Consider the following 12,088-nt stretch of genomic DNA (forward strand, 5'->3'; position numbering starts at 1 on the left):
AGCTTCCTGTTTATAATGATGAATTTCTGAATTTACTTTTTGTATTTGTGTCTCTTGTAACTTTTTAAAAATACCCTGTAAATCAGAATATTTTATCTATTTTACTGAAATTATACTTAGAACCAAGCCGTAAAGCTCACCCATATTGCATTTCGATTCCATCCGGGGTTTTATCTTCTTTACATACAGCTTTTATAAATTGACTTAACTGTTCTTCATCTTTAGTAAAATTATTTTTTTTAAATCTCTCTAAGAATTTTTTTAATAAATCCTCTTTTCCACGATCTGTCATATTAACATCAATATGATTAGTAATATTTATGCCTGTTTTTAATCTTAAATTCAAAATATCTTCCATATATCTATAGCAGGTATAAATTTCTATAGTTTGGGGCTTAAAAGATGAATTATCATTTAATTGCAAAATAAAATCATTTACTTCTTTCCAATGTTCATAAGTTGATATATCAAGAGCGATAATTTTATCCTTTACTATATAAATTTTGAAGAAAATTAAAAATCTCTTGTAAGCTTATTCCCTCTAAATTTGTACAATCTAAGACACCGTCTTTCATAAAAGATAGTGCTTCTTTCAATTGATCATTGATTTTTCTTTCATTTTATAAATCTTTTAAATATTAATTCTTAAAGCAATACTAAAAATTAATATTTTATCAACACAATATCTTATGTGATTATAAAGATACGGCTAAGTGATGTGTACAAATACTTTAAATTTTAATATATTTTCAAGTTGACAATTTTTTGCTTACTTCATAATATTTAAGCTCAATTTGATAAAGGTAAAATTTATGCGTTCAGCACTTATAACTTCTATATTAGTAGCTGTAGCTTTCTTAACAAGTGCTTGTAATACAATGCAAGGTGCAGGTCAAGATATGCAGGCAGCCGGTAAAAAACTTAAAGATTCGGCAGAAAGCAATAAGCCTCAAAAAGGTTGCGGCTGTCCTCACAGCTCAGCTAACTAAATATACTATTTTTTATAATGGGTCGTCTGCCGATTCTTCATTTACTCGGAGTATATATCGCAGACGACTTTTTATTTTTCTGCCTTATCGATTTCTGCTTTTAGCTTTTCTATTTCTTCTTTTGAAAGTTTAGTATATTTAATTATTGTTTCTAGAGGCTCTTTATCAATTAGCATTTCTTTTGCTATTTCAATATTTCTTCTAGCTTCGCCTTCAGCTCTTCCTTCATCTTTCATCTTTTTAAAAGCACTAGTTTCAATTCTAAGCAATTCTAAACGATTTTCATATTCCTCTCTTTCTGCATCATTTAAATTTATTACCTCAAGCACGGTTAATGCTTTTTTCAATACATCATTATCCAATTCTTTCGGTAAATTATCTTTATTTAATAAATCATTACGTGTTAAAAATGCTAGCCATATATCTAAAGCATTTTTAACTTTCTTGACGACATCAGATAACTCCTCCTTAGGATGCTTAGCAAATTTATTAATCTCTATAGTATGTAACTCTATATCTTTAAAATATACTAAACCACTTTTTATTTCCTTTAACTGAAAGGAATTATGATATTCATCTGTATCTGTAATACTGGTAAAGTTAAGTATGTGTATCCCTATTGTTTTATTTAATGCCACATAATCTGATCCCTCTTTCAGTTGCTCCGTATACAGTTTCGCCCAGTAATACAAAGCTCCTTTATCGTAATCCACTTCATCGGTTACTTGGATTGCGATTTATACCTTTTACTGCTTTTACTTTTAGCTTTTATATCAAGTATAGATAGTTTATCGGCTTTAAAATTCTTTGGATTATACGGATTAAGTAATGTTACTTCTACAATCTGATCTTTCTCACTTACTATCGAATTAATAAGCGATATCAATAAATCTTTATTTCTCTTCTACTCCGAAGATTTTTTTAAATGCTAAATCTACTCTCGGATTAACTTTTAACATATTATTATGTTACTGAATGTGATCTTCTCTTTATTTTAGCATATTCTGAGGTAAATATTCTACTATAAATTTATATTAAATCTTGTGCTTATTCACCAATCTATATATCTCTTTTTTACTATAAACATCTTTGAATTTGTCATAAACAAGTTCGGTAGTAGTTTTGCTACTTAAGTTTTTACTTAAGCAAAGTTCTATAAATTTTTCTAAATTTTTATGTTGGTTTTGTTCCTGTATATTTCCTGAAATCAACAATACTATCTCACCTTTTAAAATATTATTTTGATAGAACTCTATTATTTCATCTATATCCCCTGTTTTTATTTCTTGATACAGTTTAGTTAACTCACGAGCTACACATATTTCTCGGTTTCCTAGTATTTCCTTAGCTACCGATAAAGTATTTATCAAACGAGGAGCCGTTTCAAAAAAAATCAAAGTAGCCTTAAGATTTACTAGTTCAGAAAAAATCTTTTTCTTACTTTCTATAGTTTTAGGTAAAAACCCGTGAAATAAAAATCGATCAGTAGGAAGAGCCGATAAAGTTAGAGCAGTAACCGGTGCAGATACTCCCGGTACTACGTCTATATGACAATTAAGATTGCGTATACCTCTCACTAACTTATAGCCGGGATCGGAAATTAAAGGAGTCCCTGCATCAGAAATTAAGCTTATTATATTGCCCGATTTTATTAAACTTATGATATTTTCTCTATCTTTCTCGTCACTATGATCATTATAAATTTGTAATTTTGTATGAATATCATGTTTTGCTAGCAATTTTTGTGATATTCTAGTATCCTCGCATAAGATAACATCCGAATTTTTTAAAGTCGATATAGCACGAAGCGTTATATCTTCAAAATTACCGATCGGTGTTGAAACAATATATAATCCCGGTTTGGAAAGATATCTAATCATAGTTTTTTAATTTTAAGTAACATTATGGCTAGTATAAAACATAAACTACGAATCGTTCTATCATTTTTTTGCTTGATATATTTAACGTCCTGTCAAACTCCTAAAGAAGAACCTATAAGTTTTCCTAAAAAAGAACAAACAGAAATTGAGATTGCAATTTTAATGCCAAATCAGGGTCCTGATAGTATTGTCGGGAAACAATATAAAGATTTAATTAAAATGGGACTTAACGACGGAATCAAATCTTACATACATGTTACTTCTTACGATGGTTCAGACGAAAAAAACGTTTTAGCCGCTATGGATAAAATAGTAGCACGTAAAACTAAAATTATTTTAGGTCCTCTATATTCTAACTTTACCTCTCTAATAGCCGAAAAAGCAAAGGCAAATGATATTATTATAATAACTATGTCAAATAATCCGGCTCTTGCAGAAGATAAATTATTTGTATTCGGTCATGCACCTTTAAAACAACTGATACGTATCATTAATTATTACGCAAGTAACAACCATAAAGATTTTATGGCATTATTACCTAAAGGGAAGCATTCGCAAACTATTAGTCAAGTAATGCAAAATATATTGATTCAGAACAATGCATCATTATCAAGCACTGAATTTTATGAGGATAATCCTGAATCTATAGCAAAAGCTGCAAGAAATATTTCAGACAATACCGATATTATAAATGAACGTAGCGACACGACAAAACCGGTTATTTATCTATCAGACGATCCAAAAAATTTAAACCTACTCGCTGATAGTATTCGTAAATATAATTTAGATAAAAAGGCTATTTTAATCGGTGATCATCGTATTGATATCGATTACCCTGAAAATATCGATATTAGCTTTACCGGCTCTTTAAATTTACTCAATAGCAACGTTCCGGATAGGGCAAAAGACTTAGGTATTAACCATATAGGCTTCATGCATCTTCTTTCTTATGATTTAGGACGTATGACTGCAAACTATATAGGCAATGAATTTGCATCTGAAAGGTTTTTAAATAGAATGAACAGTAGACAACCTTATATAGGTTTATCCGGTAATATTTATTTTATCGATGGAGTAGCTCAGAGACGATATGATATTATTAGGAAAAAGAATGGGATATATTCTACTGTTTCAGAAAATTAGGGCGTTGTTGTATCTTGGTCACTCAGTGACCTGACCATGTGTTGTACGAATGTTCAGGATGTCATTCCCGCGGAAGCGGGAATGAACATTGAGTAGGTTTTTCAAGCCATGCAACAAGGCGGGTCAAGCCACAGGATGACAAAGGGACACTAAAGATTAATTATTTATTTTTATCATTATCACTACCGTCGTCTTTCATGCCGTCTTTAAACGCTTTAAGACCCTTAGCAAGATCGGACATGACTTGCGGTAATTTGCCGGCACCGAATAATACAAAAATAATTAATAAAACTATTAATAAATGGCTAAAGCTCATTCCCATGATATTTTTTTTGCTGTATAAGTTAAAATTTAATTATATAAGATATTATAGCTCTAATCTAGGATAAAATAATTAAAGAAATGTTTACTAAAAAACAATTTTCAGAATTTGTTGCTACTTTTTTTTATATCGGGAAAATAAAATACTGCCCAGGCACTTTTGGATCGATTGCTGCTTTCCCTCTAACTTATTTCTTAATATATTTTATTGTTAATAACAAAATAATCATTCCTTTCTTAAGTCTTACTCTCGGTGAAGCTCAACTTGTCAGTATATTTATTATAAGCTTTAGCCTATGTTTGATACTCTTAATACTCGGCACTTATTTTACTAAAATATATTTAAATTATACAAATTCAGAAGACCCTAAAGAAGTGGTCATTGATGAAGTAGTAGGGCAAATGCTAACTATTGTTTTAGTATTTTTTTCTGCTTTATTTGCTAATGAATCGTATTTAATTAAATATTTTAGTCCGCTCACAATAAATATTATATTACTTTTCGTATTACCTTTTTGTCTATTCCGATTTTTTGATATAGTAAAGCCCTGGCCTATTAATTGGTTGGACCAAAATATTAAGGGCAGTATCGGCGTTATGCTTGATGATTTGCTAGCCGCAATATTTGCTGCGGTAACTCAATACGCAATTATATTTGTGTTAATAGATATTCGACAATAGATTTGCTATAAAAAAAGATCATTGACTAATTTCTAATATAATAATATGATACGATAAATATTTATAAATTTTTAAAGAGATAGTTTTCATGTTCGCAGTTATAAAAGCAGGTGGAAAACAATATAAAGTAGACAGAAATAGTATTATTAAAGTCGAAAAAATTGATGGAGAACTTGGCTCTAAAATTCAGTTTGATCAAATTTTAATGATTGGCGAATACTCAAAGCCTTCTTTTATTGGGACTCCAATAGTTAAAGGGGCTGTCGTTACGGCTGAAATTACTAACCAACTTAAAGATAATAAAATTATAGTCTTTAAGAAAAAGCGTAGAAAAAATTATCGTCGTAAAGCCGGTCATCGTCAAGAATTGACGGAATTAAAAATATTAGATATTACCAAACAATAATAATAACTTAAAAGGAATTATAAAATGGCAACCAAAAAAGCCGGTGGTAGTTCTAGAAACGGAAGAGACTCGGCCGGTCGAAGGCTAGGAGTTAAAAAAGCCGATGGACAATATGTAATACCCGGTAATATTATAGTTAGACAACGCGGCACAAAAATTCATCCTGGAATGAATGTAGGGCTTGGCAAAGATCATACAATATTTGCTTTGATAGAAGGTAGAGTAGAATTTTTAACTAAGCGAAATCATAAAATCGTGAATGTTAAAGAAATTGCAAGTACTTAAGTATTGCGGTTTGATCTACTAGTGTTACGTGGAACGAAAAATGCTTTTTATGGCATTGTTACGTTGATTGGTAAAATCCACTTGGTCACCCCGTGGCTTGACTAAAGGGTCCATAAAAATAATTTAAAGTACTAATATTATTAGTATTTTAAGCTGGATCCCGTGATCAATCGCGAGATGACAATTGAAAACCGTTCCACACAATAATGTCTGTAAGTGCGCTAGATGACGACAGGCGGAAATTAATTATATAACATAATAGTATATTAGGCTTTCTTTACTTATGGCCTTAATAATTCAAAAGTTCGGTGGCACTTCCGTTGCAAATATTGATAGAATAAAAAAAATCGTTCCTATCATAAAAACCGAAATAGCTAAAAATAACCAAGTAATTGTAGTAGTTTCGGCTATGGCAGGTGTTACTAATCAACTTGTCACATTGTGTAATGAAGTATCAAGCCTTAATAACATTTCTCAATTTGCAGAATATGATGTAGCACTTTCTAGCGGTGAAATAGTCACTGCTTCATTACTAGCGCTCGCTCTTCAAGAAGAAGACATAAAGGCGCGATCATTTCTAGCTTGGCAATTACCGATGCTCACCGATAATAATCATAGTAAAGCTTTAGTAGAATCAATTACTACAGATTTACTAGAAAAATATTTACAGTTAAATACCATCCCTATAATAGCCGGTTTTCAAGGAATTAACAAATCCCATAGGTTAACTACTTTGGGCAGAGGAGGCTCTGATACTACTGCCGCCTTAATCGCTGCAGCTATGAAAGCCGATAGATGTGATATTTATACCGATGTAGAGGGAATATTTACTGCTGATCCAAGAATTATTCCAAATGCCAAGAAGATAAAAGAAATAGATTTTTTAGAAATGTTAGAACTAGCATCAAGTGGAGCAAAAGTACTACACCCTAGAGCCGGAGAGTTAGTAATGCGGTATAAAATAGATATGCGTGTTCTGTCAACATTTTCACAGGATACAGAAGGTACGTTAATCACTTCAAAGGATAAAAATATGGAGAATGGGATTATTAACAGCATTACTTCTAATAAAAATTTATTAAAAATATCTGTAAAGAGCATGTCTTTAAGTTTTTTGCAAGTTGCAAATATGATTACACAAAATAATAATCATATTGAGTTTATGCAAGAAATAAAAAATAATGAAGAATATAGTTTTATTACAAATTTAACCGATAAAAATAATTTACAAGCTTTACTGACTAATTTAAAAGATGATAAGCAGATACAAGATTTCACTTTTGATACCGAAATTGCTACAATCTCTCTTATTGGTTATGGGATTAAAAATGATTGTAAATTACTTGAAACGATATTATCAAAGTTAACGAACGATAATATAAATGTTCACATGATACAATTATCAGCAGTTAAAATTACCTTATTCATAAATGATCAAGATGCAGAAAAAACAATTTTTAATTTATATAATCTTTTTAAAATATCTTAGATTCTGCATCTGAAATTTAATTTATAGAAAAAGAAGTGGAACAGACATGGCTCATACTACAAAAAATTTTATAATTTGTGACAAAAAAAGTTAAAATAGATTAATTTAAATTTCATATATAAGACCTAAATACTTAATTCAATAGCTTAAATTTATTATTTTCATTATAATTATCTTCTATTTACTATTTATTAGTTATATATTAATAAATAAGTCCAAGAGACTATCTATGAAGTTATTTGAACTCTCAATTTTTAGGAGTAAATTTTACAGGAAAAAATAATGAGCGAAGATATAAGGTCAAAAGAACTATTTAATCGGATTAACGATATATCAGAAACAAATAAAGATGATCCAGAAGAAATTAGAAATAATTTTAAAAAATTTGTACTGAATATATTAGAAACAGACAATATAACCCCGTATAAGTTAAGTGAAAAAACAGGTACTCATGAAACAGCGTGGAAAAATTTTCTAGATGGTCGTACAAAAATGCCTGATATGGGAGCAATTGTTGCTCTTGCAGATTATAAAAATGTTCCACTAGATGAAGTAATAGGCAGAGATATAAATAAAGAAAAAAAGATAACGGTAGAAATAAAACAAACTCCGGAAATATCGGCATCTATAGCTAAACTACCAAAAGATATACTGCAAGAAGCCATGTTGATAGGAGAAAAAGCTAGAGAGGTTATTCATAAACCAACAAATAAAAAGACAAAATCTTTTGCTGAACAAGTTAAAAGCTCTCATAAACCGAAAGGAAGGTCTATCTAAATAAAAATATGTTGTTCAATATTGAGCCTAATATAAAACTTAAAACCTTACTTTATATTCTAAAATGGAAAATAACTTCAAAACGACCAAAATGGCCGACAACACTGCCGTTTACTTCCACTGATATCCCACCACAAAAAATAACTAGCAGTAAAAATACACAGTTAAATCTCGATCGCTTCAGACAAGATGAATTTAAGGACGAATCTGCACAGTGTACATTAGTACGTGACTACAGACGAGTTCCACAAAATTCATTAGTATCAAGCGATCGAGATGACGCTGTACGAGTAGCCTACGTAGGACATGTAACCTTTTGAATTCAAATAGACGGTTTAAATATCTTAACCGATCCGGTATGGTAGGAGCAGGTTAGTCCTTTTACTTTTACAGTACCAACGAGAGTGGTAAAACCCGGTATTAATTTTACCGATTTACCTAAAATAGATGTTATATTAATAAGCCATAATCACTATGACCATTTAGACATCAGAACAATTAAAGATTTATGGGTACAAGATAAGCCTAAGATTATTACACCGCTAATGCATGACGTAATAATCACAAAACATATTACCGATGCAGAAATTGTTACCTTAGGGTGGGGAGAGTCATATAAAGAACAAGAAATACAGCTAAATTCAAAAAGTTTCTAAGCAGATGAAATTAAAGGCGATGTAGAATTTTATTTAGAACCGACACAGCATTGTCGGCTAGAGGAATATTTGATAAAAATAAAGCATTATAGGGAACTTTGATCATTAAAACTAAGATAGGAAATATTTGTTTTATAGGTGATTCGGGTTATAACGATAATCTTTTTAAAGAGATCGGGAAAAAACATATGGTTTATGAAACCGGTGCATATGCATCCTGAAGAAGCCGTATTTACTCATTTGGACTTAGGCGCTAAATATTTTCTATAATTAGCTGATGAAGCATTTAATGCCGTTCCTTTGGAACTCCGACAAACTATGAAAAAACATAATATTGATGAAAATAAGTTGATTACCCCTGAAATAGATGAACTTTTCCTATTTGATAAAAATGATTTATAGTTTATGCACTTAAATTAGATGTGTTTTGTCTACCCATACTATATGTTTTACTGGATCCCATGAATAAATCACGGAATGACAGAGAGGAATAATAAGCCACACCAACCACCCCTGAACAACACAAAATTCAGTTTATAATGGAGATAAAAGCATATTTATTACTGAATAAAAATTGCCAATTTCTGATTTATCACGAGAAGAGAAAATAGAGCTACTAAATGGTTGTGCTTGGGGCGTTGCATTAGTCCATAATATTCTAACACTTTTTGCTTCTACTATTCCTATAGACATAAATATATTATCTACATTCCTTACTGAACAACCCAAAGCACTCATTAAAAAGTCACATGTACGAGCTCCATTAGTCTTTATCATTTGCACATAATGAAGCAATACAAATATATCAGCTCCTGTTTTTTCTCCTAACATTATAACAGGTTCACCTATATTTTGAGTCATTGAGAAAGCTTTTCCTTCAGGCCATAATAAAGGCGTATATAAAGCAGTATAAGTATTATTATAGGAGCTACGGAAACGAGATACTAAATCATCAAGCTTTTGTGTTCTAATATCTTTGTTGTACAATAGCTTAACTCTTAAACCATTCTTCTGCATTGCTAAAGAAATTTCTTGCTTCAACAATTCTTCCAAATGATCTTCATAGTTATATTTACGTTCTTTGCAATGACCAATATCTAACGTATATACTTCCGTTTGCATCGGTAAAACTAATATTTCCTTGTATACATAAGATAATAACAATTATAGATTTATGAAAAATTTTATTCATAACATTTAAAGTTATCGTCAAGATTTATTTTTTACCTATTACGGTTAAATAATATGGTCATAGAATAAGCAAGTACGGCAAACATGCAAAGATATAAAATCGGGAATAGGTTAAAATCAAATGATTTTATTACCTTTGCACAAATATAATTAGCAGTACCGGACATTAACATTGAGCCGATATTATGTCCTAAACTTATAACACGATAGCGTTCTTTAACTACAAAAGACTTAATAACTATACTATGAGCAAGAGAATTAAAAGGTGCAACTGATGCAGCTAACATTAAACTAGCTGCAAGCCCTAAATTAGTCATTTGATATTTTACTGCTATCACAAAAAATACACTTGCTGTAATAGTACATATAAATGCGATTTTTAATACTGAATTAGCTCCTAAGCGATCGGCAATAAAACCGGCAATCGGCATGCAAACAGCAAAACATATTACTATTAAGACCGAAAAAGCACTCATAATAATACCGACTGAAGGTAATACGATCGGTAAATATTGCTTCATAAAGATGATCGCAATTTGATATGTTGCTCCAAAACCTCCGGCTAAAAATATTAACCGTGCAATATTTTTCCATTGCTTTTTAATTATAGAGCTAAGTTTTTCAATAGAATCTTGGCTATAGTGTGCTTTTTTAAACTCCGGTGTTTCATCAAATTTCCGGCGATAATAAAGAGTTATTAATGCAAATGGTAAACTTAGTAAAAACGGAATACGCCAACTCCACTCCGGAAAAATATGAGAATTAAAGAAATTAGTTGCACCGATTCCGCATAATAAACCCATTACTCCTGTACATCTAGTGATTGCCGAGGCAGTAAATCGGTATTTTGCTCCTAAATGTTCAATAACATAAATCGCTGCACCGTCATATTCCCCTCCAATAAAAATACCTTGCATGAAGCGACATAAAATTAAAATTATTGTACTCCAAACTCCTATCGAGGAATAATCAGGCAATAAACCTATTATTAAGGTAGGGATTACAATACCGATAATCGTAAAACTTAAGGCTTTTTTTCGACCGTATATATCCCCTATACGTCCAAAAATATAAGCACCCATAGGCTTTGATAAATATGCTGCTGCATAAACGGCAAAAACATTTACAAGCTTTGTTAATAGATCAGTACTGACTGAAAAGAATTTATCAGCGATAATTGCCGCTGAAAAACCATATAAACTATAGTCGTAATATTCAATAATAGTGCCTAAAAAAGCACCGAGAACTTTATTGCGTGATTTTGTTTGTTTCATTTTAAAGGTATACTGTGAGTAAACGAAAAGTAGGTAGACGACGAAGTTTAATTTGGAAAAGAGCAAGGCGTCTTGAAGCTGATAACCGCAGTGTACATACTAGTACGTGAGGATTATCAGCAAAAGACAACGTAGCCAATTTTTCAAATTAAACGAGTATACATGACCGCTTTGGCCGTTACTTAAAATCCTTCAAAGACCTTTATGTAAAGGTGGACTTCATATATCTAAACTGAATTAGTATTAGACAGGGACGATGTCCTAAAAGTTAGTGGTAGTCCTAGGTTAATATTAAGCTCACGAACCAAGCAGCTAAGAGCTAATATATCACTTTCCCATTTTACGTGCAAGGTTTTCTAGGTAACCTGCTATAGTAGTTAAGGTTTCTGCGAATTTTTCTTCGTCGGGATGATTGTTTTGAAGACCATTTTTATTAAGTTTTTCTGTGAGACTAGCTATTTCAGCTTGTGCATTAAGTAATGCCATAACTAATAATAGCTCAAAAGAGGCTGTGGGACTACCAAGTTTAATTTCCGCTATTTTATCATTCAATTTATTCGCTAAAGATAGTAATTCTTCCTCATCTCCATTATTACAATATAATTGAAAACTCTTGTTATTTAATGTTACCGTAACAATTGACATAATTATTTTTGCTGTTTTTTTATTTCTTCAAGTTCATTAATATAAATGTTAATTTGATCTAGCATTATTATATAATTATCTTTTAATGCTTTATTTTCGTTTTGTAATTTTTGAACTTCATTTTGATTATTTACAAGCATACTCAACAAATCATCGAGTTTATGTTCTACTTCTTCCATTAATTTCTTTAGACTGCTTACATAACTTGCTTCTAAAGGTAATTTGTACGTCGATCCCGTACTCGCATCCTCACGTCCGTCTATGTACGCTGCGGTGCCGCGTTCCGTGTCTCCTTCAAATGCCTCTTTATTAGCTTCATTCTGTAAGCAGTCTAATATTTCATTATCCATT

At 31.0% G+C, this 12,088-nt stretch carries 18 protein-coding genes and 1 other RNA gene; 9 read left to right on the plus strand and 10 right to left on the minus strand.

The window, feature by feature from the left end; translation table 11 throughout:
- Window positions 1-136: 136 nt before the first annotated feature.
- A complete protein-coding gene (locus tag BTU51_RS06505) occupies window positions 137-424 on the minus strand; it encodes a hypothetical protein (protein ID WP_012151271.1) in 288 nt (95 codons plus the stop codon).
- Between the two features lie 388 nt (window positions 425-812).
- Between BTU51_RS06505 and BTU51_RS06510 the strand changes: the two genes are divergently transcribed.
- Window positions 813-989: an entericidin A/B family lipoprotein gene (locus BTU51_RS06510; RefSeq protein WP_012151273.1), complete on the plus strand. Its 177-nt coding sequence runs from the start codon at window positions 813-815 to the stop codon at window positions 987-989.
- Window positions 990-1,060: 71 nt separating this feature from the next.
- Here BTU51_RS06510 and BTU51_RS06515 read toward each other — a convergent pair whose 3' ends face one another.
- The 3 genes from BTU51_RS06515 to rsmI all read right to left on the minus strand — a co-directional run bounded on the left by BTU51_RS06515 (window position 1,061) and on the right by rsmI (window position 2,869).
- Window positions 1,061-1,702 (minus strand): Rpn family recombination-promoting nuclease/putative transposase, encoded by a 642-nt coding sequence (locus tag BTU51_RS06515; RefSeq protein WP_012262582.1) that lies wholly within the window; start codon window positions 1,700-1,702, stop codon window positions 1,061-1,063.
- Window positions 1,703-1,710: 8 nt separating this feature from the next.
- Window positions 1,711-1,875, minus strand: coding sequence for a PD-(D/E)XK nuclease family transposase (locus BTU51_RS09740; protein WP_012151275.1), 165 nt, complete (start codon window positions 1,873-1,875; stop codon window positions 1,711-1,713).
- Window positions 1,876-2,023: 148 nt separating this feature from the next.
- Window positions 2,024-2,869: a 16S rRNA (cytidine(1402)-2'-O)-methyltransferase gene (rsmI, locus tag BTU51_RS06525; protein ID WP_012151277.1), complete on the minus strand. Its 846-nt coding sequence runs from the start codon at window positions 2,867-2,869 to the stop codon at window positions 2,024-2,026.
- 24 nt (window positions 2,870-2,893) lie between these two features.
- Between rsmI and BTU51_RS06530 the strand changes: the two genes are divergently transcribed.
- Window positions 2,894-4,012 (plus strand): penicillin-binding protein activator, encoded by a 1,119-nt coding sequence (locus BTU51_RS06530; protein WP_012151278.1) that lies wholly within the window; start codon window positions 2,894-2,896, stop codon window positions 4,010-4,012.
- A 160-nt stretch (window positions 4,013-4,172) separates the two neighbouring features.
- Here the strand turns inward: BTU51_RS06530 and tatA are convergent, their stop codons facing one another.
- On the minus strand, window positions 4,173-4,334 hold the full coding sequence (gene tatA / locus BTU51_RS06535; RefSeq protein ID WP_004997483.1) for a twin-arginine translocase TatA: 162 nt from the start codon (window positions 4,332-4,334) through the stop codon (window positions 4,173-4,175).
- Window positions 4,335-4,414: 80 nt separating this feature from the next.
- Here tatA and BTU51_RS06540 point away from each other — a divergent pair, with 80 nt between their 5' ends.
- The 7 genes from BTU51_RS06540 to BTU51_RS06575 all read left to right on the plus strand — a co-directional run bounded on the left by BTU51_RS06540 (window position 4,415) and on the right by BTU51_RS06575 (window position 8,627).
- On the plus strand, window positions 4,415-5,014 hold the full coding sequence (locus tag BTU51_RS06540) for a phosphatidylglycerophosphatase A family protein (protein WP_012151279.1): 600 nt from the start codon (window positions 4,415-4,417) through the stop codon (window positions 5,012-5,014).
- An 88-nt stretch (window positions 5,015-5,102) separates the two neighbouring features.
- On the plus strand, window positions 5,103-5,420 hold the full coding sequence (gene rplU, locus BTU51_RS06545; RefSeq protein ID WP_004997480.1) for a 50S ribosomal protein L21: 318 nt from the start codon (window positions 5,103-5,105) through the stop codon (window positions 5,418-5,420).
- Between the two features lie 24 nt (window positions 5,421-5,444).
- Entirely contained in the window at window positions 5,445-5,705 is a 261-nt protein-coding gene (gene rpmA, locus BTU51_RS06550; protein ID WP_012151280.1) for a 50S ribosomal protein L27, read from the plus strand.
- A 283-nt stretch (window positions 5,706-5,988) separates the two neighbouring features.
- Window positions 5,989-7,194 carry an aspartate kinase gene (locus BTU51_RS06560; RefSeq protein WP_012151281.1) on the plus strand — a complete coding sequence of 402 codons (1,206 nt, stop codon included), beginning with the start codon at window positions 5,989-5,991 and terminating at the stop codon, window positions 7,192-7,194.
- 282 nt (window positions 7,195-7,476) lie between these two features.
- On the plus strand, window positions 7,477-7,971 hold the full coding sequence (locus BTU51_RS06565; RefSeq protein ID WP_012151282.1) for a helix-turn-helix domain-containing protein: 495 nt from the start codon (window positions 7,477-7,479) through the stop codon (window positions 7,969-7,971).
- Between the two features lie 8 nt (window positions 7,972-7,979).
- Window positions 7,980-8,291, plus strand: a complete 312-nt coding sequence (locus BTU51_RS06570; protein WP_012151283.1) for a palindromic element RPE3 domain-containing protein — start codon at window positions 7,980-7,982, stop codon at window positions 8,289-8,291.
- 84 nt (window positions 8,292-8,375) lie between these two features.
- The gene (locus BTU51_RS06575; RefSeq protein WP_012151284.1) at window positions 8,376-8,627 is read left to right on the plus strand and encodes an MBL fold metallo-hydrolase; all 252 of its coding nucleotides are present in this window, start codon (window positions 8,376-8,378) and stop codon (window positions 8,625-8,627) included.
- A 534-nt stretch (window positions 8,628-9,161) separates the two neighbouring features.
- On the opposite strand, the gene BTU51_RS06580 is transcribed toward BTU51_RS06575, so the two are convergent.
- The 5 genes from BTU51_RS06580 to BTU51_RS06600 form a co-directional block, all read right to left on the minus strand.
- Window positions 9,162-9,749 (minus strand): hypothetical protein, encoded by a 588-nt coding sequence (locus tag BTU51_RS06580; RefSeq protein ID WP_012151287.1) that lies wholly within the window; start codon window positions 9,747-9,749, stop codon window positions 9,162-9,164.
- A gap of 101 nt (window positions 9,750-9,850) precedes the next feature.
- Window positions 9,851-11,092, minus strand: a complete 1,242-nt coding sequence (locus BTU51_RS06585) for an MFS transporter (RefSeq protein WP_014362414.1) — start codon at window positions 11,090-11,092, stop codon at window positions 9,851-9,853.
- 159 nt (window positions 11,093-11,251) lie between these two features.
- A non-coding RNA gene (ssrS, locus tag BTU51_RS06590) (6S RNA) lies at window positions 11,252-11,410 on the minus strand.
- Between the two features lie 9 nt (window positions 11,411-11,419).
- Window positions 11,420-11,737 carry a cell division protein ZapA gene (locus tag BTU51_RS06595; protein ID WP_012151290.1) on the minus strand — a complete coding sequence of 106 codons (318 nt, stop codon included), beginning with the start codon at window positions 11,735-11,737 and terminating at the stop codon, window positions 11,420-11,422.
- 2 nt (window positions 11,738-11,739) lie between these two features.
- Entirely contained in the window at window positions 11,740-12,087 is a 348-nt protein-coding gene (locus tag BTU51_RS06600) for a palindromic element RPE1 domain-containing protein (RefSeq protein ID WP_012151291.1), read from the minus strand.
- Window position 12,088: the final 1 nt, after the last annotated feature.

The organism is Rickettsia rickettsii (genome assembly GCF_001951015.1).
Taxonomy (GTDB): domain Bacteria; phylum Pseudomonadota; class Alphaproteobacteria; order Rickettsiales; family Rickettsiaceae; genus Rickettsia; species Rickettsia rickettsii.